Raw genomic sequence first — 24,307 nt, 5'->3', positions numbered from 1 at the left:
CCCACCGAACCTTGAGAGGAGCCAGATGTCCGACGAAGAGAAGCTCCGGCAGTACCTCAGACGAGCCACGGCCGAGCTGCACGAGACCCGGCAGCGGCTGCGGAACGCGGAAGACGCCCGGCACGAGCCGATCGCCGTCATCGGGATGAGCTGTCGGTTCCCCGGCGGCGTCCGCTCGCCGGACGAGCTGTGGGACCTCGTCGACGGCGAGGTCGACGCGATCTCGGGTTTCCCCGCCGACCGCGGCTGGGACCTCGAAGCGCTGTACGACCCCGATCCCGACCGGACCGGCACCTCCTACACCCGCCACGGCGGGTTCCTCCACGACGCGGGCGAGTTCGACGCCGCATTCTTCGGCATCTCGCCGCGCGAGGCGCTGGCCATGGACCCGCAGCAGCGGCTGTTCCTGGAGGCCGCGTGGGAGGTGCTGGAAAGCGCGGGCATCGATCCCGGTTCCCTGCGCGGCAGCCGCACCGGCGTGTACGCGGGCAGCGTCGTGGAGGACTACGGCCTCGCGCTCGCGAACCCGCCGGGCGCCGTCGAGGCGTACCGGCTGACCGGCGTCTCCAGCAGTGTTCTTTCCGGACGGGTGGCCTACAGCTTCGGTTTCGAGGGCCCGGCGGTCACCGTGGACACGGCGTGCTCGTCGTCGCTGGCCACCCTGCACCTGGCGAGCCAGGCGCTTCGCCAGGGCGAGTGCACGCTCGCGCTGGCGGGCGGCGTGACCGTGATGGCCACGCCGAACGGGTTCGTCGACTTCAGCAGGCAGCGCGGTTTCGCGCCCGACGGGCGCTGCAAGGCGTTCGCCGCGGCCGCCGACGGCACCGGCTGGTCCGAGGGGGTCGGCATGCTCCTGGTGGAACGGCTTTCCGACGCCCGGCGGAACGGGCACCCGATCCTCGCGCTGGTCCGCGGTTCCGCACTGAACCAGGACGGTGCGTCGAACGGGCTGACCGCGCCGAACGGCCCGTCACAGCAGCGCGTGATCCGGCAGGCATTGGAAAACGCCCGGCTGTCACCCGCGGACGTCGACGCGGTGGAGGCCCACGGCACCGGCACCCGGCTCGGCGATCCGATCGAAGCGCAGGCGCTGCTGGCGACCTACGGCCAAGAGCGGGACGGCGGCCACCCGCTGTGGCTCGGCTCGGTCAAGTCGAACGTCGGGCACACACTGGCGGCCGCAGGGGTGGCCGGGGTGATCAAGATGGTGCAGGCGATGCGGCACGGCGTGCTGCCGAAGACCCTGCACGTCGACGAACCCACGACGAACGTGGACTGGACGTCCGGTGCGGTCTCCCTGCTGACCGAACGGCGCGAGTGGCCCGGCACGGACCGCCCGCGCCGAGCGGGCGTGTCCGCGTTCGGGATGAGCGGGACCAACGCGCACGTCATCCTCGAGCAGGCGCCCGAACCCGAGTCCGTGCGATCCGCCGATCTGGCCGGCCCGGTTCCACTGCCGGTCTCGGCCGCGTCCCAGGCCGCGCTGCGCGCCCAAGCCTCCCAGCTGGGTGAGGTGATCAAGGCGGAACCGTCCCTTGCAGACGCCGGGTACGCGCTGGCGACGACGCGTGCCACGCTGGACCACCGCGCGGTCGCGTTCTCCGGGGCCGGACTGGGCGCCCTGGCGAAGTGCCGGCCGTCGCCCGAGCTGATCCGTGGTGTGGCCAAGGAACGCGGCAGGACCGTGTTCGTCTTCCCCGGCCAGGGTTCGCAGTGGGCGGGCATGGCCGTCGGCCTGCTGGACTCGGCGCCGGTTTTTGCCGCGAAGCTGTGGGAGTGCGCGTCCGCCGTCGAGCACCACGTGCCGTGGCGGGTCGAAGACGTGCTCCGGCAGGTGGACGGCAGCCCCGCACTGGACCGGATCGAGGTGCTGCAGCCGGTCCTGTTCGCGGTGATGGTGGCCCTCGCCGAACTGTGGCGGGCCCACGGCGTCGAACCGGACGCCGTGGTCGGCCATTCGCAGGGCGAGATCGCCGCCGCGTGCGTCTCGGGTGCGTTGTCCCTTCAAGACGCCGCCCGGATCGTCGTGCTCCGGTCCCGGCTGTTCGCGGACGAGCTCACCGGCCGCGGTGAGGTGGCTTCAGTTCCGCTGCCGGTCTCGGTCGTCGAACCGCGGCTGGCCGCGCACGGCGGTCTGCTGTCCATCGCCGGTGTCAACAGCCCGGACCTGGTCACCGTTGCCGGCGAGCCCGGCGCGCTGGCCGAACTGGTGGCGGGGTTCGTGGCCGACGGCGTGCGGGCGAAGGTCATCCCGGCAACGGTGGCGTCGCACAGCGCGCAGGTCGAGCGCCTGCGCGAACCACTGGCGGCGCAACTCGGGTTCCTCCGGCCGCGACCGGGCCGGATCCCGTTGTACTCCACCGTCCACGGGCGGATCCTCGACGGCTCCGAGCTCGACGCGGGCTACTGGTACGAGAACTGCCGCCGTCCGGTGCTGTTCGACCCGGCCGTCCGGACGCTGCTGGCCGACGACTTCGACGTGTTCGTCGAGTGCAGCCCGCATCCCGTGCTGGCCGGCTCCGTCGACGCGGTCGCCGAGGACGCCGGCCGGGATGCGCTCAGCCTCGTCTCACTCCGCCGCCACAAAGGTGACCTCGGTCGTTTCCGGCTGTCTCTCGCCGAGGCGTGGGTCGGCGGTGTCCCGGTGGACTGGCGGGCCGTCTTCCCCGGGTTCGGTGGGCCGCCGTTGCCGCTGCCGACGTACCCGTTCCAGCGACGCAGGTTTTGGCTGACCGCGACACCCACCGCGGCAGCCGTCGAACCCGGGGAACCTTCGGCGGGCACGGAGTCCCGACGTGAACCGGTGTCGCTGGTGGACGGGCTCGCCGGGCGCGACCCCGCCGGACGGCACGAGGCACTGCTCGAGCTCACCCGAGGTGAGATCGCCGCGGTGCTCGGGCACGACGGCCCGGAGGCGATCGACCCGCAGCGCGGCTTCCTCGAACTCGGCATGGACTCGGTGACCACCGTGGCCCTGCGGAACCGGCTCAACACCGCCGCCGGGCTCCGGCTGGCGCCGAAGGCGGTGCTGGACGCGAAGACACCGGCGGGGCTCGCCCGGCTGCTGGAGTCTCACCTGTCCGATTCCGGTGCTGAAGCACCCGCGTCCGAGCCGGGTGTCTTCGGCCCTCTGCTGGCGCGGTCCCGGGAACTGGGCCGGATCGGGGAGTTCCTCGGCGTGCTCCGGGAGGCCGGCGCCCTCCGGCCGACGTTCGGCAAGCCTTCGGGCGTCGAGGTCCCCGAACTCATCCCGCTCGTGCACGCGGCCGAGCGGCCGGCGCTGATCTGCTTCCCGACCGTCCTCGCCACCTCGGCACCGCACCAGTACGCGCAGCTCGCCGGTGAACTCGCCGGCGGCCTGGGCATCTCCGTCTGCACCCTGCCCGGTTTCGCCGACGGCCAGCGGCTGCCGTCCTCGATGGACACCCTGGCCGGGGTCACGGCGGAGGTGGTGCGGGCACGCACCGAAGGGGTGCCGTTCGTGCTGCTGGGTTATTCGTCGGGCGGGATCGTCGCGTACGCGGTCGCCGAACGGCTGGAGCGGTCGGGGGTGTTCCCGGACGGCGTGATCCTCCTCGACACGTATCCGCCGGCGGATACGTTCTTCGACCGCCTCGGCCCGGTGCTGCTGGAGGGGATGACTTCCCGGTTCGACGGCCTGACCCCGCCCAGCGACGTCCGGCTGACCGCGATGGGCGGGTACCTCGGCCTCCTCGCGGGCTGGGCGCCCCGGGAACTGAAGGCGCCGACGCTGCTGATCAGGGCGTCGGATCCGGTGCCGGGCTGGCCGTCCGAAGACTGGCGGCCGCACTGGCCGCGGCCGCACGACCTGGTCGACACCGCGGGCGACCACTTCGGCCTGATCGAGAGCCGGTCGGCGGCGACCGCGCGGACGATCCGCGACTGGCTGCCCACGATGCTCCCGCCGGAGCCGGCGTGACCACGCGAACGCCGGTGGTGATCGTCGGAGCCGGCCCGTGCGGGCTAACGCTGGCGTGCGAGCTGATGTCCCGCGGCGCCGCCGTGCGGGTGCTCGAGGCCGAGCCGGGACCGCACCGCGGCTCGCGGGCGATCCTGCTCTGGCCGCCCGCCCTGCGGATCTTCGGCGAACTGGGGATCCTGCCCGAGGCCGAACGCCGCGGCCAGCGGGTCCGGTCGATGCACTACCACCTGCCGGGTGGGCGGCGGCTGGACGTTCCCCTCGGTCCTCCTGACGCGGCTCTGCTGCTGCCCCAGGAACAGACCGGCGAACTGCTGGAGGCCGCGCTGGTGGCGCTGGGCGGCAAGGTGGAACGGGCCACCACGGTCACCGATGTCGCCGACGGGCGGGACGCCGTCCGGCTGCGGGCCTCCGGCCCCGGTGGCGACGAGGTGATCGAAGCGGACTGGCTGGTCGGCGCGGACGGCGTCCGCAGCACCGTGCGCGCGCGGCTCGGCATCGGCTTCCCCGGAGCGCGGGTCGGGTCGACGCTGCTGCTGGCGGAGGGCCGGATCGACGGCGCGCTCCCGCCCGGCGGGCTGCACTACTTCCTCGGGGCGGCCGGGTCGCTCGTGTTCGCGCCGATGGGGCCGGACCGGGTCCGGGTGTCGGCGGCCGTGAGCGCCGACGTCCCCCTCACCGCGCAGACCGTCCAGGACCTGCTGGACGAACGCGGGCCAGGTGGGCTGCGGGTGTCCGAGCTCGCCGTGATCACGACTTTCGGCAGCTCCGAACGGGTCGCCTCCCGGCTGCGCAGCGGCCGGTGCTTCCTGGTCGGGGACGCGGCGCACACGCATTCGCCGCTGGGCGGCCAGGGCCTCAACCTCGGCCTGCAGGACGTGCACAACCTCGGGTGGAAGCTGGCCGGGGTGCTCGACGGCCGGTTCGACGAGCGGGTGCTGGCCAGTTATGAGCCCGAGCGCCGGCACGCCGCGGAGCGGGTCGTGCGTACGACAAGCCTGCTGCTGAAGCTGTTCATGGTCGGCCCGGCCCTGGCGAGGGCGCGTAACGCGGCCTGGCGCGCGCTCGGCTCAGTGGGGCTGTTGACCCACTGGTTCGCGCCGCTGCTGGCCGGGGGCCGGACCCGCTACCCCGACGTGCTGCCCGGTGCGCGTCCGCGGCGGCGCCGGGGGATCGCGTCGGCGGCGTTGCCACGCCCGGGGACACGGGCACCGGCCTGGGTGCCGGACGCGCCGGCCGGCGCTCGTTTCCGCCTGCTGACCACCGGTTCGCCGAACGGGTCTCTCGCCCGTGCGGCCTCCGCGACGTCGGATCTGGTGGCCCGCGAGCACGTGCCGCGACGCGGCCGGGGTTTCGTGCTGCTGCGGCCGGACGGGTACGTCGCGGCGAGCGGCGTCACCACAACGGATCTCGGCGACGCGATGCGGCGGATCGTGCTGCTGTCCCCGGCCTCGGAGTAGGGGGCCGGGGCGCGGTTTCGGGGTTGGCGGTAGGGGTTGCCCCCTCATAGCGTCGAAACGAGGAAAGGGGGGTTCCCGTGAGCCCAGCGGTGCCGACCATACTCGACTGCCTGCGATCCGGCCGGCTCCGCCAGGACGTCTTTTCGGCCTTTCCCGTCGAATCCGCGCAAGAGCACCGTGACGGTGACGCCATCGCCGCGGACGTGCTGGCCCACGTGCGGTCCCACGTCGATCCCGACGAGCTGGACCGCACCAGGGAACTGCCCGTCGGGCTGCTTACCGGCCTGCGGGACCGCGGCTATCTCAAGCTGGCCAACGGATCCGACCTCGGTGGGCGGGCGCTTTCGCGCTACCAGACCTTCCGTGCCGTCGAAAGCGCGGCGAGCTGGTCGGTTCCGGTCGGCCAGGTGCTCGGGATCGCCAACGGCGTCGGCGTCGCCGCGCTGCTACCCGCCGTTCCCGCCGGACCGTTGCTCGACTACCTGCGGGATCGCGTCCGGGACGGGGTGTTCTCCGGTTTCGGGCAGACCGAACCCGACGGGCACAACAACCGCCGTCCCGGGCTGACCGCGACGCCGGTCGACGACGGCTCCGCGTACGTGCTGAGCGGGGAAAAGCTTTTCATCGGGCATGGCACGATCGCAGACCTGCTCGGGGTGTCGGCGACGATCACTGACGACGGCCCGCCACGGGTGTGCGTCTGTTTCGTGGACGCCTCGGACCCGGGGTTCAGCGTCTCGTCCAGTGTGGAGTTCATGGGCAGCCACGGCCTGCCGAACGCGTCGCTGCGGTTCGACGGTGTGCGAGTGCCCGCGGAGCACGTTCTGGTGCACGAGGACGGCAGCCGGATGCCGCCGCTGATCGCCATGAGCGCGCTGGTCGGCAGGCTCTACTTCACCGCGGCACCGGCCTTGGCGCTGACGAAGTCGTGTGCCGGGTGGTCACGGGAGTTCGTGGCACGGCGGCGGATCGACGGGCTCGCGCTCGGCGCCTACGACGAGATCCAGCGGATGGTCACCGCGACGGCCGCGGAGGCGTATGCGATGGAAAGCGTGGCGCGGTGGAGCCTCGAGGGCGACGAACTGACCGATCGCTGGTTCGACCGGTTCCTGGCCAAGAACATCTGCGTCACGGCTGCGTGGCGGGCGGTGGACCGGACGATGTCCTTGCTGGGCGGCGAAGGTTTCGAGACGGTGGTGAGCAAGCGCCGCCGCGGCGCGCCGGAGATCCCGATGGAGCGGATCTTCCGTGACGCCAGGGGATTGCGGATCGCGGGCAACATCGACTTTCAGCTCGACAACCAGGCCGCCCGGCTGCTGCTGACCGAGCTGTACACCGAACTGGATCCCGCGACACTCGACACCCACATCAGGCTGTCCTCCCCGGAAGCTTCGGACATCTCCGATCGGGAGACGGGGTCCGCGGGCAGCGGGGGGCACAAGGACAAGCTGGCCCGGGAGCTTCGGCGGTTCCACCGTTTCTGCTACGACCTGGTGCGCGGTCACCCGGAGCCGGACCGGCTGCTGGCCCGGGAGCACCTGCTGATCCTGCTGGCCAGGCTCGCCGCGGAACTGTTCACGGTGTTCGTCTCGCTGGCGCGTACGGCCACCCTCTCCGGCGACGAGCGGGACCTTGGGCGCCGGCTCACGGACGTCTACTGCGCCGAAGCCTGGCACCGGGTCGCCGACCTGTGGCACCGGGTGACCGCGGGGGACGAGCCCGGCTACGCGGAGCTGAGCCGGTTGCTGATGTCCGGTGAGGACAGTGGCGCCGGAACCGGAGGGGAGGAAAGTCAATGAGCGCAACGGGATCTGCCACCGACCTACCCGAGGTGCTCGGCGGGTTCGACCTGACCGACCAGTCGAGGTTCGCCGGCGGTGTGCCCTACGAGGTGTTCGCGCGGCTTCGGGCCGAGGCGCCGGTGCTGTTCCACCCGCCAGGCCGGAGCGCCGACGGCGAGGGTTTCTGGGTGCTCACCAGGCATGCCGACATCGTGGCCGCGGCGGCTGCCCCGGAGTTCTCCGCGCAGGGTGGGCCCGGCCGGGCCGGCGGCGGGTCGCACCTGGAAGACCTGCCGATGGGCGTGCACGCCGGGGTCCTGTTCGCGATGATGGACGATCCGCGGCACGACGAGTTCAAGCGCATGCTCGCCCCGGCGATGACCGGGGTCGCCGTCCGGTCCCGGGAACTCCGGCTGCGGACGATCGCGGCCGGGCTCGTCGATTCCGCCGTGGCCCGTGGCGGGGCCGACTTCGTGGTGGACGTCTCCGAGCCGTTCGCCCTGCGGGCGGTGGCGCTGCTGCTCGGGGCGCCGAGCGAGGACTGGGACCAGCTGACCGGATGGGTGCACGGTGCCCTCGGCTTCGTCAACCGGAAGACCGGCGAGCCGGACGAGTTTTCGGCGGGGATCTTCCACGCCATGCGGAAGTACTTCGAACAGTTGCTGGTGCGCAAGCTCGCGAATCCCGGTGCGGACGTCGCGTCGACGATCGTGCGCGCGGCCACCGACGGCGTCGGACAGCCGTCCCGGTACGAGCGCGAAGCGAACATCGTGCTGCTGCTCATCACCGGCCTCGAACAGCCTCGCAACACGATCGCCGGCGGGGTGCTGGCACTCGCGCGGCATCCGGAGCAATGGTGGGCACTGCGGCGGGACCGGTCACTGCTGCCTGGCGCCATCGAGGAGATCCTGCGCTGGTGCCCGCCCAACCCCTACAACCGCCGCACCGCCACCGAAGACATCGTGCTGCACGGCAAGCGGATCAAGGCCGGGGACAAGGTCACGCTGTGGTGGCCTTCGGCCAACCGCGACGAGGACGTGTTCCGCCGTCCGTCTGCTTTCGACATCCGGCGCACCCCCAATCCGCACCTGTCTTTCGGCGCTGGCATCCACCACTGCCTCGGCGAGGAGTTCGGTCGGCTGGAAATCCGCGTGCTCCTGGAGACGCTGCTCGACCGGGTCGCCGAGGTCCGCCAGGCGGGCTCGGTGGTCTGGGCGCCCAACAACAAGCACACCGTGCCGCTGGAGATGCCGGTCGAGCTCGTGCCCGCCGGCCGTGACCGCAAGCGATGAGGAGAAACGATGACCGACACCGAGACCCCGGCCGCGGCCACGAGTGGCGCGCTGCCGTACGACCCGTGGGACCCGGGGTTCCACGCCGATCCGTACGCGGTGTTCCGCCGGATCCGTGAGGAGTCCGGCTCGATCGTGCCGACGCAGGCCGGCGTCGCACTGCTCGGCTTTTCCGAGATATCAGCGGCGCTGGCCGACCCGAAGCTCGGCCGCGGCAACGGTATCGGTGCCATGGAAGGGATGATGCCGACCGACGAAGGCCCCCGGCGCGCGTTCATGTTCATGGACCCCCCGGACCACACGCGGATCCGTTCGCTGGTATCGAAATCGTTCACACCCCGGCTGGTGGAGCGGATCCGGCCCAAGGCGCACCAGTTCGCCGAGGAGCTGATCAAGCAGGTGTGCGAGCAGGCCGCCGGCGGGGTGGTGGACCTCGCCCCGGCGGTGTTCCGCCCGCTGGGTGCCTACGTGATGAACACCCTGATGGGGGTACCGGACGAGCACCTGGAGAAGTCGATCGAACTGGCCACGGACGGCGGCCGCGGGCTAGACCCGGAATACAGCATGCCGCAGGAGGCGATCGACGCGCGCAACCGGCTCCGGACCGGGATGGCCGACGTCGGCCGGGAGATGATCGCGCTGCGCCGCAAGGAACCGGCGGACGACCTGATGAGCGAACTGGTCGTCGCGGAGAAGGACGGCCAGCGGCTCACCGAGACCGAAGTGTTGACCACGGCCATGAATATCATGCTCCCGGGGTTCAGTGCGCCGCAGGCGATGATGGGGCTCGCCGCGTTCGCCCTGCTTCGCCACCCCGACCAGCTCGCGTGGTTCCGGGCGAACCCGGACAAGGCGGTCGCTTCGGTCGAGGAACTGCTGCGCTTCGACACGGCGGTGCAGATCGTCAGCCGTACCGCGCTGGCCGACGCCGAAATCGGCGGGGTGGCGGTGGCCGAGGGCTCGGAGGTGTTCATGCTCCTGGGCGCGGGCCACCGGGACCCGGCCGTCTACGACGATCCGGACCGGCTCGACCTGGCCAGGCCGGCGAGCCGGAACCTCGGCTTCGGGCACGGCATCCATTTCTGCGTCGCCGCGCCGGTGGCGCGGCTGGTCAGCCAAGTGGTGCTCACCGCGCTCGTGCGCCGCGACATCACACTGGCCACCGACGAGCCGAGGACGAACGGCGCGCTCGCCATCCGCAGCCTGGCCGAGCTGCCGGTCGTGCTGGGTGCGGTGCGATGAGCGAGACCGTCGAGAACCTCGTGCAGCGATACCTGGATGCGTGGAACGAACCGGAAGAGGGACCACGCCGCACGACGGTCGAAGCCATTTTCACCGAGAACGGCGGTTACGTCGATCCGAACGCCGAAGTGACCGGCCGGAACGCCTTCGCCGAGTACCTCGGTACGGAACGCGAGAAGTTCGGCGGGCTGGTGTTCACGCTGGGCCGCTTCGTCGACGAACATCACGGCACTGCCCTGTTCACCTGGCGGCTAGGCAACCAGGACGGGACCGGCGCGGTCGCCACCGGCTACGACGCGATGGTCTTCGAGAACGGGCGCATCCGTCAGGTGTACGGCTTCTTCGACTGATCCGATCGTCGTTTCCTCCTCGAATTCTCTCGAGTCCTTGCCTGCCCGGCCGGTCGTGGTGGTTTCACGGCCGGCCGGGCGGCGTTCCGGGGCGCGGCTTGACACCGAAACGGCGTTCGGACACTATTAGCTACGCTATTACTGAACACCGTGTAGTGTTCGAACGCCATGCAGAGATCTCCTGTACGCCGACGCCGGCCTCCTTAGAAGAAAAGAGCAGAACCCGTGGTAGCTCCCGCCTCCCAGCCGCAGCAGCGTGTCGGGCCCCGGCTCGCGCTGCTCGCGCTCGGCCAGTTCCTGGTCGCAGTGGACTACAACATCGTCTACGTCGCGTTGCCCGACATCGGCCGCGCGCTCAGCTTCACCCCGCAGAACCTGCAATGGGTCGTCACCGCCTACGCCGTCGGCTTCGGCGGGTTCCTGATGTTCGGCGGCCGTGCGGCCGACCGGCTGGGTGCTCGCCGGATCCTCATGATCGGCCTGGTCCTGTTCGGTGGCGCGTCGCTGGCCGGCGGGTTCGCGACCGACCCCGGCCTGCTCATCGGCGCCCGCGCCGTGCAGGGCCTCGGTGCCGCGCTGCTCAGTCCCGCGACGCTGGCGCTGATCAACACGAACTTCGCCGAAGGGGCATCTCGCAACAAGGCGCTCGCCGTGTGGGGCTCCGCGGGCAGTGGCGGCCTCGCCGCGGGTGCGCTGCTCGGCGGCGTGCTCACCAACGCGTGGGGCTGGCAGTGGGTGCTGTTCGTGATGGTCCCTCTGGCGCTGGCCCTTGCGGCGCTGGCGCCGGTGGTGCTCGGCGCGGACCCGCGGAGCCGTGGCGAAGGCGGCTTCGACGTCCTCGGCGCGATCATCGCGACGGCAGGCTCGTCGCTGCTGGTGTTCGGGCTCGTCAGTGGCCCGGAGGCGGGCTGGGGCTCGATCCGCAGTGCCGGTGCGCTGGTCGCCGGCGTGGTCCTGCTCGGGGTGTTCGTGCTCGTCGAACGGAACACGCGGGATCCGCTGGTGCCGATGCGGCTGTTCGCCAACCGCGGCCTGCTGATGTCGATGCTGGTGATCCTGGTGTTCCAGAGTTCACTCGGCGGCGCGTACTACCTGTTCACGACCTACATGCAGAACGTGCTGGGCTACAGCGCGCTGTCCGCCGGGCTCGCGTTCGTGCCGCTGACGATCATCTCCGCGACGGCGTCGCTGAAGCTGACCGCGCCGCTGATCGGCCGGTTCGGCATCCGGACGACCCTGCTGATCGGCATGGTGATCAACGGTGCCGGCATGGTGCTGCTGGCGGTCGGCCTGGCCACCGACGGCTCGTTCTGGATGGTCCTGCCCGGGCTGGTGATCTGGGGCATCGGCGGTGGCACCACGTTCCCGGCCATGTACGCAGCCGCGGCGTCCGGTGTCGAGCCCGGTGACCAGGGGACCGCGTCCGCTCTGGCCACGACGTCGCAGCAGATCGGCGGCGCGATCGGGCTCGCGGCGCTGATCGCGATCGCCAACGCCGGGCTCGACTTCTCCGCCGGACCGTCGCCGTCCGCCGTCGTCGACGGTCTCCGTACGGCGTTGCTGGTCGCCGGTGCCGCCACCGTGGTCGGTGGCTTCCTCGTCCTGCTGGTGCGCAAGCAGAAGGCGGCGGCCTCGGCGGAGGTGCCGTCGCGGCAGGACACCTCCGACGTGGAAGCGTAGGCGGAAACCGGGCGACGGGTCTGCCACGGCAGACCCGTCGTTTCGGTGAGCACCGCTCAGACTCTGCATGCTGTATTGCCACTCCACGGCTGTTACCATTCGAGGTATGCCAGCCCTTAAGCAGACCCGGCGGGAGCGTCTTCGTGCCGAGGCCGCTGAAGAGATCAAGACGATCGCGCTTGAGCACATGGCGGCCAACGGCACCGCCGCCGTGTCGCTGCGCGCGATCGCTCGCGAGATGGGAATGACGGCAGGCGCCATCTACAGCTACTACGACACGCGCGACGACCTGATCACCGCGCTCGTCGCCGACGTGTACAACCACCTGGCCGACATGCTCGAAGGCTCGCTCGCGGCCGCCCCGGACGACCCAGCGGCCAAGGTGCAGGCCTACGGCGAGGCGTACTGGGCGTGGGCCACGGCCAACCCGCAGAAGTTCCGGCTCATCTACGGTGATCCGGCGCCGGATTACCAGGTGCCGCCCGGTGGTGCGATCGCGGAGGCCGAGCACCGCGTCTGCGGCGCGCTCACCAGTGTCGTCGCCGGGGCGTGGGTGCACGCTCAGCACCTCTATCCGGCCGACGGCCACCGCTGGTCCGATTTCGACCCCGGTTTCGCCGCCCTGGTCAAGGAGGCGTTCCCCGAGCTTCCGCCCGCCGGTGTCGCGCTCGCGATGCGCGTCTGGGGCCGTCTGCACGGGCTGGTGTCGCTCCAGGTGTATGGCCACTTGCTGACCCAGATCCAGGACCCGGAGACGTTGTACCGCGGCGAGATCGCGGACCTCGTCCGCGCGCTCGGCCTCACCCCGGCACCGCCGCGCGGCCGACGTCCCGCCCGCCGCGCGAAGTCCTGACGCGCCTGGCGCGGCCGGGGATCTTGACACTTTACGGTGTTCCGCTACTGTGTGGTGTGGTATCGCTGAACGCCGTGTAGTCCGGTGACGGCTTTCCCGTAAAGGTAAAGCCGATTCGCGCACGCCGGTTCGGTTTCTTTTGTCGGCGCCTCATGCCAGGCGTCCATTCAACGCCGAATTCTGTGCCGCACATCACGCGCTCACGCGGTTCAACGCAGGTCAAGGCGGGTTGGCCGAGAACTCGGTGAGTGCAACACTGGGTATCGGGGGAGCGCCAAGGCTGCCAGTAGGAAGCGATCGTCTGTCGACGTCCATGGTCCCGGCCGAGGACCTGACGTGATCGCGGTAACCCGTGGAGCGTCGCGGGTCTTTCGCCGGGGGAGGCGAGTCATCGTCCATGTTGTATGAACGGGAAGAACACATATCCCAGCTGTCCGAGCTGATCGCGAGATGTCAAGACGGGGAGGGCCGGGCCGCGCTGATCACCGGCCCGGTCGCGAGCGGCAAGACCGCTTTGCTGAACGCGTTCACCGAACGCGCGGCGCGCGCGGGTGCGAAATTCCTGAATGCTTCGGGTTCGCCGTCGGAACAGGATCTGCCGCTTGGTGTGCTGAGCGAACTGATGCGCGCGGCGGGCCTGCCGGCACTGCCTGCCGGAGAGGCCATCCCGGGGCAGCGGCTGTCGGCGCCGGTGGTGCTCGAGCTGTGCCGCCCGCTCCTGGACCTGGCCGACAGTCTCGAGGCACCGCTGGTCATCTGCGTCGACGACGCGCATCACGCGGACGCGGCCTCGTGGCAGTGCCTGCTCTTTCTCGTGCGCAGGCTGCGATCGGCGAAGGTACTCGTGGTGTTCACGGAATCGGCAGGCGTCGTCTCTCGGCTCCCGCTGCCGCGGGCGGAACTGCTCCGGGACGGGCGGTGCCGCCACCTCCGGCTGGACATGCTGTCCGCGCGGGGAGTGGGGGCCGCGCTGGCCGCGGAACTGCCGGTGGCGTTCGCACGGCGGTTCGCTGCCGACGCCCACGCCTTCACCGGAGGTAATCCATTGCTGCTGCGCGGACTTCTCGACGACAACCACGCCTCCCGCGGGTCCGGAGTGGATGAACTGGACGAAGTGCGCGTCGGTGCCTGCTACCGGGAAGCCGTGCTCGCTTGCCTGTGCCGCGGTGAGCCGGTGCTGTTCGACGTCGCGAGAGGCGTCGCGGTGCTGCCCGAGGGGACCGATCCGGCCGAGCTGGTCGGCGTCGAACCCGAAGTCGCGGCGAGGGCCCTGCAGTCGCTCAACGTGATCGGAATCCTCGGCAACGGCCGGTTCAGGCATCCCGAGGGCAGCGCGGCGGTGCTGCGGTCGATCGACGAACCGAGTGGCCGCGCGCTGTACCTGCGCGCGGCGGCGTCGCTGAACGCGAAACGGGCGTCGGCCGGCGTCGTGGCCCGGTACCTGCTGAACGCGGGCGCCGCCGAGGACACGTGGGCGATTTCGGCGCTGCACGAGACTGCGGAACAGGCCCTTGTGGACGGTGACGTCGACCTGGCGCTCGACTGCCTGCAGCTGGTGCTGCGCTCGGACGCCGACGAATGGCAGCGGGCCGCGACCGCGGCGATGCTCGCTCGCGTGGAATGGCGGTCGAACCCGGCCGGCGCGATGCGGCACGTGGACGCGGTGACCGCCGCGGTACGCGGTGGCTTCCTCGACGCCCGGCACGCGTTCGCGCCGGTGAACTGGCTGCTGTGGTTCGGGCACGACGACGCCGCTCGCGAGGTGCTCGGCGAGCTGGACCGGTCGTCGGCGCAGCTCTCGCCCCACGCGGCCGCCCGGCTGCGTTCGCTCCGGACGTTGTCCGAGTACCTCTATCCGCCGCCGTCCGGCGTTTCCGCCGACGTCCGGCCGGCCGGCGAGGACTCGGTCAGCGCGAACCTGTGGCTGCACGCGACGTCCCTCCTGGAAGGCGTTTTCGCGGGTGGGGCCGGAGTGCGGGTCATCGCGGGCGCCGAACAGGTGCTGCGGGTGTCGCGGCTCGACGAGCGGACGTTGATGCCCAACGTGGTCTCGCTCATCACGCTCATCCTCACCGAGCGGCTGCCGTCGGCCGACTTCTGGTGCGAGTTGCTGGTCGGGGAGGCGACCGAAGCGCACGAGCAGACGTGGCGTGGGCTGTTCAGCGCACTGCGGGCGGAAATCGCCATCAGGCGCGGTGACCTGCGGCTCGCGGAGACGAGTGCGCGGACGGCGCTGACCGCGGTGCCGGGTCGGAGCTGGGGTGTCGGCATCGGGATCGCGATGGGCGTACTGCTCCAGGCCAGCACGGCGCTCGGTTCGCTCGACGCGGCCGCGGAGCTGATGCAGGCCCCGGTGCCGGAGGCGATGTACCGCACGCCGTTCGGGCTCGGATACCTGCGCGCTCGCGGCCTGTACCACCACGCGGCCGGCCGGTTCGACGCGGCGTTCGAGGAGTTCCAGCTCGTCGGCAGGCTGATGACGAAGTGGGCGATGGACCTGCCGGCCCTGGTGCCGTGGCGCACGGACGCGGCGAAGGCGTTGCTGTGCCTCGGCCAGGTGTCGCGCGCGCACGCGCTGGCCGCCGAACAGCTGCGGTTGTGCTGCCCGGCGGGCACCGGCTCGCGGGCGGTGTCGTTGCGCGTCCTGGCGGCCACGAGTGAACTGGCCGAGCGGCCCGCGTTACTGAACAAGGCGGTCGACGCGTTGCAGGGCTACGACGAGCGGCTGGAGTTCGCCCACGCGCTGACTGATCTCGGCCGGACCCACCAGGCTCTCGGTGACGCCGGTCGGGCCCGGGTGATGCTGGACAGGGCACAGCACATCGCTCGGCAGTGCGGCATCACAGGCGGCATCACGGGCGCATTGGACCGGTCACCCGAGTTCGAGCGACACGGGCCGGACTTCGCCGAAGAGCCGTGGCCGGGGCTGCCGGCCGAGTCGGCGGTGGACGAGCTGAGCGACGCCGAACGCCGGGTCGCGGTGCTCGTCGCGCGGCGGCTGACCAACCGCCAGATCGCCGGCAAGTTGTTCATCACGGTGAGCACAGTGGAACAGCACCTGACCCAGATCTACCGCAAGCTCAAGGTGAAGAGCCGGGTCGAGCTGCACGGTGCCGACGTGCTTTCGGCCTGAGCGACGGCCGGGTTCTAGGGGGACGGTAAGGGGCGGCAAGGGTTGGGCCGCCCCTCGCCCCTTTCGTAGCGTTGGCCTGGCCGGAAGCGCCCGCTGCCGAACGTCCCGCAGCGCCTTTCGCGGCCACCTGTTGTTTCTTCCCGAGCGGGCGAGGAGTCCGGAGATGACCACGACCAGCCCGCCTGCCCCCGCCCCCGGCCGGGAGATCGCCGTGGTCGGCCTCGCTTGCCGGTTTCCCGGCGCGCCGGATCCGCGCGCCTACTGGCGGCTGCTCACCAGCGGCGTCGAGGCGATCGCCGATCCCCCGCCCGGTCGTGCCGGAGCCGGCTTCCGCGGCGGGTTCCTCGACGATGTCGGCGGTTTCGACGCCGCGTTCTTCGGGATCTCGCCCCGGGAGGCCGCCGCGGCGGACCCGCAGCAGCGGCTGGCTCTGGAACTCGCGTGGGAGGCGCTGGAGGACGCCGGCATCGTGCCCGCCGACCTGCGGGGTGGCCCGGTCGGCGTGCACCTTGGCGCGATCTGGGACGACTACGCGAAACTCGCCGCGGACTCGCCCGTCACGCAGCATTCGCTCACCGGGCAGCACCGCAGTCTCATCGCCAACCGGGTGTCGTACGCGCTCGGCCTGCGCGGGCCGAGCATTGTGGTGGACACCGGGCAGTCGTCTTCGCTGGTGGCCGTGCACTCGGCCTGCCGGAGCCTGCTGGACGGCGACAGCGAAGTCGCGCTCGCCGGCGGCGTGAGCTTGAACCTCGGTCCCGAAGGATTCCTGCTGGCACAACGGTTCGGCGCGCTTTCACCCGACGGGCGGTGTTACGCGTTCGACGCCAGGGCGAACGGGTATGTCCGCGGCGAAGGCGGCGGGATGGTCGTGCTGAAGACGGTGCGGCGAGCTGTCGCCGACGGTGACCGGGTGTACTGCGTGATCCGGGGTGGGGCGGTCAACAACGACGGCGGTGGCGACACCCTCACCGCGCCGGACGAGCAGGGCCAGCGGGACCTTCTGCGCCGCGCGTACGCCGATGCCAGGGTAGCGCCCGGTGACATCGCCTTCGTCGAGTTGCACGGTACGGGCACGCCGGCCGGTGACCCGGTCGAGGCGGCCGCGCTCGGCGCGGTGCTGGGCGGCGCACGGCCGGCGGGCGCTCCGCTGCCGGTGGGCTCGGTGAAGACCAACATCGGTCACCTGGAGGGTGCGGCCGGGATCGCGGGGCTGATCAAGGCCGTGCTGTCGGTGGCGGGGCGCGTTTTCCCGGCCAGCTTGAACTTCCGGACGCCGAACCCGCTCATCGATCCGGATGCGCTGAACCTGAGGGTCAACGACACGGCCACGGCGCTGCCCGCAGCACCCGGCGAGCTGCTCGCCGGTGTCAGCTCGTTCGGCATGGGCGGCACGAACTGCCACCTCGTGCTCGGCGACCATGTCCCGGTTCCGCTGCCCGGCAACGAGTTTCCGGGACCCGTGGTGGTCCCGCTGTCCGGCCGCGGGGACGAGGCGTTGCGCGCGCAGGCCGCCCGGCTGGCCGACCGGCTCGCCGGTGACCCCGTACTCGACGTCGTGGATGTCGCCCGATCCCTCGCCACCGGGCGGACCCACTTCGACCACCGGGCCGCGCTGGTCGTGTCGGACACCGCGGAACTGGTGGCCGGCCTCGGTGTTCTCGGCGGCGGGGGCAGCGCCCGAAACCTGTTCACCGGCCAGAAAGCGGCCGGCGGGACCGCGTTGCTGTTCAGCGGCCAAGGCAGTCAGCGTCCGGGCATGGGACGGGAGCTCTACGGCGCGTTCCCGGCCTTCGCGCGTGCGCTGGACGCGGTGTGCGAACAGCTCGACGGCCACCTGGACCGGCCCCTGCGCGAGCTGATGTTCGGCACCGCCGAACCGTCGCCGCTCGAGGAGACCGGGTACGCACAGGCCGCGCTGTTCGCGTTCGAAGTCGCGATGGCCGAGCTCCTGCGGTCGCACGGGGTCGAGCCGGCCGTCGTCATCGGTCATTCCATCGGCGAGCTGGCGGCCGCGCACGTCGCGGAGGTGCTTTCGCTGCCGGACGCCGCGGTCCTGGTGGCGGCCCGGGGCAGGTTGATGCAAGCCCTGCCGCCGACCGGCGCCATGGTGGCGATCCAGGCGAGCGAAGCGGAACTGCTGCCCATCCCGCACGACGTGTCGGTCGCGGCGGTGAACGGTCCGTCGTCGGTGGTGATCTCCGGCGACGCCGCGGCGGTTCTCGACCTGGAACGGCGGTGGCGGGCGAAGGGCAGGAGGACGACCAAGTTGCGGGTCAGTCACGCGTTCCATTCGCCGCACATGGACGGCATGCTCGACGAGTTCCGTGCCGTCGCGGCGGATCTGTCCTACGCGGAGCCGCGGGTGCCGATCGTGTCGAACGTGACCGGCCGCCTCGCGACCGCCGGTGAGATGACGGACCCTGGTTACTGGGTCACGCACGTCCGGGAGGCCGTCCGGTTCGCCGACGGCATCCGGGCCACCGAACGACTGGGGATCTCGGCCTACGTGGAAGCCGGCCCGGACGCGGTGCTCGGCTCGCTCGCCAGGGATTCAATGTCCGCGGGGGCGGTGCCGGCCGCGGAGTTCGTGCCGGCCGCCCGGCGCGATCGTTCCGAAATCGGCACCCTGCTGACCGCGCTGGCCCGCCTCCACGTCCGTGGGGTGCCCGTCGACTGGACGACGCGTTTCACCCCGGCGCCACCGGTCTCGTTGCCGACCTACGCGTTCCGGCGGACGCGGCACTGGCTCGACACTGCTGTCCCTGAGCCGGCCGCCGCCGACGCTCCGAAGGCGGCGGCCACGCCGGTCGCGGTCGGGGGTCCACTGTGGGCCGAGCTGACCGGGCTCGATCCCTCGCGGCGTCGTGAGGTGCTCTCAGCGCTGGTCCGCACCGAGGTCGCGGTGGTCGCCGGATACGGCGCGGCCGACGACGTCGAGTCCGGCCGGACGTTCCGCGACCTCGGCTTCGATTCGGCCATGGGGGTCGAGCTGAGCGAGCGGACGAGCGCGGCCACCGGTCTCAGCCTGCCCACGACGCTCGTGTTCGACCGGCCGACCGTCGACGCCGTGGTGGACCACATCGCCGGCGAGCTGTCCGGCGCCACGGCCGCGCCGGCCGCCGCCGCAGTCAGTGCCGGGCCGGCGGAACCGATTGCGATCGTCGGTATGAGCGCCAGATTCCCCGGCGGCGTCCGATCGCCGGAGGAGCTGTGGGACCTCGTCGACCAAGAGGTCGACGCCGTGTCCGGGTTCCCCGACAACCGTGGCTGGGACCTCGGCGCGCTCTACGATCCCGACCCGGATCACCCCGGCACGTCCTACTCGCTGCAGGGCGGGTTCCTGTACGACGCCGCGGACTTCGACGCCGGCTTCTTCGGCATCTCGCCGCGCGAGGCGCTGGCCATGGACCCGCAGCAGCGGCTGCTGCTGGAGACGTCGTGGGAGGCGTTCGAACGCGCCGGGATCACCCCCGCGTCCGTCCGCGGCAGCCGTACCGGTGTCTTCACCGGGCTGATGTACCACGACTACGGCACCGGTCTGACCCGGCTGCCCGACGGTGTCGAGGGCTATCGACTCACCGGCGGCGCGGGCAGCGTCGCGTCTGGCCGGATCGCCTACACGTTCGGCCTCGAAGGCCCGGCGGTCACCGTCGACACCGCCTGCTCGTCGTCCCTGGTGGCCCTGCACCTCGCCGTCCGTTCGCTGCGCCACGGCGAATGCGACCTCGCGCTGGCCGGCGGGGTGACCGTGCTCGCGTCGCCGTTCATGTTCCGCGAGTTCAGCCGCCAGCGCGGGTTGTCCGCCGACGGGCGGTGCAAACCGTTCGCCGCGGCCGCCGACGGCACAGGCTGGGCCGAAGGCGCGGGCATGCTCCTGGTCGAGCGGCTGTCCGACGCGCGGCGCCACGGGCACCGCGTGCTCGCACTGGTGCGCGGGACCGCCGTGAACCAGGACGGCGCGTCCAACGGCCTGACCGCGCCGAGCGGCCCCGCGCAGCAGCGGGTGATCACCGCGGCGCTCGCCGACGCCGGTCTCGGACCGGCCGATGTCGACGTCGTCGAGGCGCACGGCACCGGGACCCGGCTCGGCGACCCGATCGAGGCGGGGGCGCTGCTGGCCACGTACGGCCGCGACCGGCCGGCCGGTCGCCCGTTGCGGCTAGGCTCCCTCAAGTCGAACATCGGGCACACCCAGGCGGCCGCGGGGGCCGCCGGGGTGATGAAGATGGTGCTCGCGCTGCGGCACCGGACGCTGCCGCGCACCCTGCACGTCGACCGCCCGAGCGACCACGTCGACTGGTCGTCCGGTGCCCTCTCCCTGCTGACCGAGGCGGTGCCGTGGGAGCCCGAGGCTGGCCGGGCGCGCCGGGCGGGTGTGTCGTCGTTCGGGATCAGCGGGACCAACGCGCACGTCATCCTCGAACAGACCCCCGACGAGCCCCCGCCTGCTGGGCCGCCCGTGTCCGCGGTGGTGCCGCTCGTGCTCTCGGCCGCGACCGAGGAGGCCCTGCGGGCGGCGGCCGGTGACCTGATGGCGCACCAGGGGTCTACTGTGGCCGACCTGGCGTTTTCCCTCGCGACCACCCGGGAAAGCCTGCCTTTCCGGGCCGCCGTCGTCGCAGCCGGTCCGGACGATCTTTCCGCGGGCCTCGCCGCACTGGCGAGTGGCCGTGAAGCCGCGGGGGTGTATGCCGGGCAGCGGGGGCGCGGCGGGAAATCCGCCTTCCTCTTCACAGGCCAGGGCAGCCAGCGATCCGGGATGGGTGCCGCACTCTACGGGCGGTTCCCGATGTTCGCCGCCGCGCTCGACGCTGTCTGCGCCCGCCTGGACCCGCTGGTCGGCCGCTCGCTGCGCGCGGTCCTGTTCGACGCGGAGCACGCCGCGCAGCTGGATCGGACGTTGTTCACCCAGACCGGGTTGTTCGGGTTCGAGGTGGCGCTCTTCCGGCTCTTTGAGAGCTGGGGCCTGACTCCGGACTTCCTCGCCGGCCACTCGGTCGGCGAACTGGTGGCCGCGCACGTTTCCGGGGTGCTTTCGCTGGACGACGCGTGCACGCTGGTCGCCGCGCGCGGCCGCTTGATGGAGGCGTTGCCCGAAGGTGGCGCGATGGCCGCGGTCCACGCGACCGAGGCCGAGGTGCGCGCGCTGCTGGTGGACAGTTCCGTCGCGGTGGCCGCGGTGAACGGCCCGGCCGCGGTCGTCGTCTCGGGTGCGGCGGGTGCCGTCGCGGACCTGACGAGCGAACTCGAAGCCACCGGGCACCGGACCGTGCGGCTCGGTGTCAGCCACGCTTTCCACTCTCCGCTGATGGAACCCATGCTCGCCGAGTTCGGCGAGATCGCCGCGGGACTAGCCTATTCGGCACCTGGCATCCCGATCGTCTCCACCTTGACCGGCGAGCTGATCGACGTGAGCGGCCCGGAGTACTGGGTGGAGCACGTCCGCGGCACCGTCCGGTTCGGTGATGGCATCGCCGCGCTGCGCGCACAAGGCGTCGACACCTTCGTCGAGCTGGGGCCGGCCGGAGTGCTGACCTCGATGGCGCGGGAGTGCCTGCCCGGGGACGACGTGGTGGAGCTGATTCCGGCGCTGCGGCGGAACGCGCCCGAGGAGACGGCCATCGCCACCGCCGTGGCGAGGTTGTACGTTCGCGGGACAACTCCTCGGTGGAGCGAGGTGTTCGACGGCCTCGGCGCTCGCGTGGTCGACTTGCCGACCTATCCGTTCCAGCGCGAACGGTACTGGCTCGCCGAACCGCCGGCCGCGCTCGGCCTCGGCGAGATGGGCCACCCCCTGCTGGCGGCGGGCCTGCCCCTCGCCGGTTCGGACGGTTACGTGGCCGCTGGGAGGCTGTCACGGGACAGCCATCCCTGGCTGGCCGATCACTCGATCCTCGGTTCGGTGCTGCTGCCGGGCACCGCGCTGGTCGAACTGGCGGCCACCGTGGGCGGCCGCCTCGGTTGTCCCGGTGTCGACGAGCTGACGTTGGCGGCTCCGCTGGTGCTTCCGCCCACCGGCGATGTACAGGTGCAGGTTTCGGTGTCGGCGCCGGACGAGGACGGCTGCCGCGCGGTGACCATCCACTCCAGACTCGACGACGACGCCCCTTGGACGAGGCACGCCGACGGCCTGCTCGCCGAACCGGACCCGGCGGCGGTACCCACGCCGTTCACCGGGACGCCGGACGGCGCCGAACAGATCACCTTGGACGGCTGGTACGACACGCTCGCCGACCGCGGGTTCGAGTACGGGCCGGCGTTTCAGGGCCTGAAGTCCGCGTGGCGCAGGGGAGACGAGGTATTCGTCGAACTGGGCCTGCCAGAAACGGCCCGCTCCGACGCCGGCCGGTTCGGCCTGCACCCGGCACTGCTCGACGCCGCGCTGCACGGGATCGAGCTGGGCGTGCTGCCGGCGACGGGCCGGACCAGGCTGCCGTTCGCGTGGACCGGCGTTCGGGTCCACCGCACGGGCGCGAACACCGTCCGGGCGTGGCTCCGCCCCGCCGGGCCGGACGCCGTGTCGATCGAGGTGGTCGACATGAGCGGGCGGCCGGTCGCGACGGTGGCGTCGCTGGCTCTGCGGCCGGTCTCCGCCGACGCGCTCGCCCCTACGCACGATGCGCTTTACCAGGTCGCTTGGCGCCCGTTGCCCACGGTGAGGGCGGCTCGCGAGGGACGGTGGGCCGTGGTCGGCGGGAAGCTGCCGGAGCTGGAGCCGGACGGCACCTTCGCCGATCTCGCCGCGATCGATCCCGGCGCCGGAACTGTGTTCTGGCCGGTTCCGGACGCCGAGCCGTCCGCTGGGCGGGAGCTGACCCACGCCGCGCTCGAGATGGTGCAGGCGTGGCTGGCCGACGACCGGTTCGTCCACTCGCAACTTGTCGTGGTGACCTCGGGCGAGACCATCGCGCACGCCGGCGTGCGCGGCCTGGTCAAGTCCGCGCAGGCGGAGAATCCCGGCCGCTTTGTGCTCGCGGAGATCGGCGTCGGCCCAGAACGGCCCAAGGACCTCGGCGGGACCATGGCAGCGGCGCTGGCATCGGTGGAGTCGCAGTTCGCGGTGCACGGCGACACCGTGTCGGTCCCGGGCCTGGTCCGCACGGCGGGCACCGGCACCAGGGTGGCGTGGGATGCCGACGGCACGGTGCTGATCACCGGCGCGACCGGAGCGCTCGGCCGCCTGGTGGCCAGGCAGCTGGCCGCTGTGCACGGTGTCCGTCACCTGCTGCTCGCCGGGCGACGAGGCTCGGACGCGCCCGGGATGACCGAGTTCACCGCCGAACTGGCGTCGCTCGGCGCCGGCGCCACCGTGGTCGCCTGCGATGTCTCCGACCGCGCCGCGGTTCGCGAGCTGCTGGCCGGCGTTCCCGCCGAGCACCCCCTGACCGCCGTGGTGCACGCGGCCGGCGTGCTTGCCGACGGCGTCGCAGAATCGCTCCCAGCTTCGCGTTTGGACGCCGTGCTCGGCCCGAAGGCCGACGCCGCCTGGCATCTGCACGAGCTGACGGCCGGCTTGAACCTTTCGGCGTTCGTGCTGTTCTCGTCCATCCAGGGCGTGCTCGGCGGCCCGGGGCAGGCGGGTTACGCTGCGGCCAACTCCTTCCTCGACGAGCTGGCCCGGTGGCGTCACGAACAGGGCCTGACCGCGACCGCCCTGGCTTGGGGGCCGTGGGCCGAAGGCGGGATGGCCGCCGCGATGACGAGCACGGACCGGAACCGGCTGGCTCGAGCCGGCATGCGGGAACTGTCCTCGGCGGAGGGGCTCTCCCTACTGGACGCCGCGCTGGGCCTTGGCCTGCCGTCGGTGGTGCCATTGCGGCTCGACCCGGCGAAGTTGCGTGCGCTGGGACCGGATCTGGCACCGATGTTCCGTGGCCTGGTGCGTATCGCCACTCCGCGGCCGCAGGCCAAGGAAACGGGGCTCGCCGAGCTGCCCGCCGCGGAGCGCCGGAAAGCCGTGCTCGAGCTGGTCCGGAGCGAGGTCGCGACCGCGCTGAGCTACCAGCCCGGCGCCACCGTTGACGTCCGGCGTGGGTTCAAGGAACTGGGCTTCGATTCGCTGTCGGCGGTGGAACTGCGCAACCGCCTCAACCGCGCGACCGGGCTGCGGTTGCCCGCGACGATGGTGTTCGACTACCCGACCCCGGACCTGCTCGCGGCCAGGATCGCCGGCGAACTGGAGCCCCCGCGGGCCGAGCCTGTCGCGGAGTCCGGTGGCGAGCCCGACCAGGACGTCGACGTCATCGACGGGATGAACCTCGACGCGCTCCTCCGCCTCGCCAGGGCCGGCGTCCACCCGGACGAGCCGGCTCGATGAGCGAACTCAGGAGTCATCGGTGACCCGAGCGCGGTGCGCAGCCAGTTCGGCGGTCGGCACCCGCATCGTCCTGATCCGGAAGCGGCTGCGTGAGAGCCGAGTTCGTGGGCGTGCGAGCGGATGTGGTGCCGTAGCAGGATCGTGGCGGCCCGGCCGATGCCGACCTGCGCGGAGCGAGTGGGCCGTCGCGCGCGCACTCCGGTCGCCCGCTCCTGGCGAGGGCGGCTCGCGAGGAGCGGGCGATTCATCCGGGCGA

10 protein-coding genes are annotated in these 24,307 nt (G+C 71.8%); all 10 read left to right on the top strand.

Annotated features, from left to right (window positions below; genetic code table 11):
• Positions 1-25 precede the first annotated feature (25 nt).
• The 10 genes from ACIOD2_RS46925 (at position 26) to ACIOD2_RS46880 (ending at position 24,051) form a co-directional block, all read left to right on the top strand.
• Positions 26-3,940 carry a type I polyketide synthase gene (locus tag ACIOD2_RS46925; protein ID WP_400552216.1) on the top strand — a complete coding sequence of 1,305 codons (3,915 nt, stop codon included), beginning with the start codon at positions 26-28 and terminating at the stop codon, positions 3,938-3,940.
• Entirely contained in the window at positions 3,937-5,400 is a 1,464-nt protein-coding gene (locus ACIOD2_RS46920) for an FAD-dependent monooxygenase (RefSeq protein WP_400552214.1), read from the top strand. The genes ACIOD2_RS46925 and ACIOD2_RS46920 overlap by 4 nt, the downstream gene beginning before the upstream one ends.
• Positions 5,401-5,477: 77 nt before the next feature.
• A complete protein-coding gene (locus tag ACIOD2_RS46915) occupies positions 5,478-7,199 on the top strand; it encodes an acyl-CoA dehydrogenase family protein (RefSeq protein WP_400552213.1) in 1,722 nt (573 codons plus the stop codon).
• Positions 7,196-8,473, top strand: a complete 1,278-nt coding sequence (locus ACIOD2_RS46910; RefSeq protein WP_400552211.1) for a cytochrome P450 — start codon at positions 7,196-7,198, stop codon at positions 8,471-8,473. Before ACIOD2_RS46915 ends, ACIOD2_RS46910 begins: the two co-directional genes overlap by 4 nt.
• Before the next feature lie 9 nt (positions 8,474-8,482).
• A complete protein-coding gene (locus tag ACIOD2_RS46905; protein WP_400552209.1) occupies positions 8,483-9,715 on the top strand; it encodes a cytochrome P450 in 1,233 nt (410 codons plus the stop codon).
• Positions 9,712-10,065, top strand: a complete 354-nt coding sequence (locus ACIOD2_RS46900) for a nuclear transport factor 2 family protein (RefSeq protein ID WP_400552207.1) — start codon at positions 9,712-9,714, stop codon at positions 10,063-10,065. Before ACIOD2_RS46905 ends, ACIOD2_RS46900 begins: the two co-directional genes overlap by 4 nt.
• 225 nt (positions 10,066-10,290) lie before the next feature.
• Positions 10,291-11,745 carry an MFS transporter gene (locus ACIOD2_RS46895; protein WP_400552205.1) on the top strand — a complete coding sequence of 485 codons (1,455 nt, stop codon included), beginning with the start codon at positions 10,291-10,293 and terminating at the stop codon, positions 11,743-11,745.
• Positions 11,746-11,851: 106 nt separating this feature from the next.
• A complete protein-coding gene (locus ACIOD2_RS46890; RefSeq protein WP_400552202.1) occupies positions 11,852-12,598 on the top strand; it encodes a TetR/AcrR family transcriptional regulator in 747 nt (248 codons plus the stop codon).
• Positions 12,599-12,995: 397 nt separating this feature from the next.
• Positions 12,996-15,731, top strand: a complete 2,736-nt coding sequence (locus tag ACIOD2_RS46885; RefSeq protein WP_400552200.1) for an AAA family ATPase — start codon at positions 12,996-12,998, stop codon at positions 15,729-15,731.
• 163 nt (positions 15,732-15,894) lie between these two features.
• Positions 15,895-24,051 carry a type I polyketide synthase gene (locus ACIOD2_RS46880; RefSeq protein ID WP_400552198.1) on the top strand — a complete coding sequence of 2,719 codons (8,157 nt, stop codon included), beginning with the start codon at positions 15,895-15,897 and terminating at the stop codon, positions 24,049-24,051.
• Positions 24,052-24,307: the final 256 nt, after the last annotated feature.

This window comes from Amycolatopsis sp. NPDC088138 (assembly GCF_044741685.1).
Classification (GTDB): Bacteria; Actinomycetota; Actinomycetes; order Mycobacteriales; family Pseudonocardiaceae; genus Amycolatopsis.
Note: the sequence above shows the minus strand (reverse complement) of the source record. Positions and strands in the feature narration are given on the sequence as shown.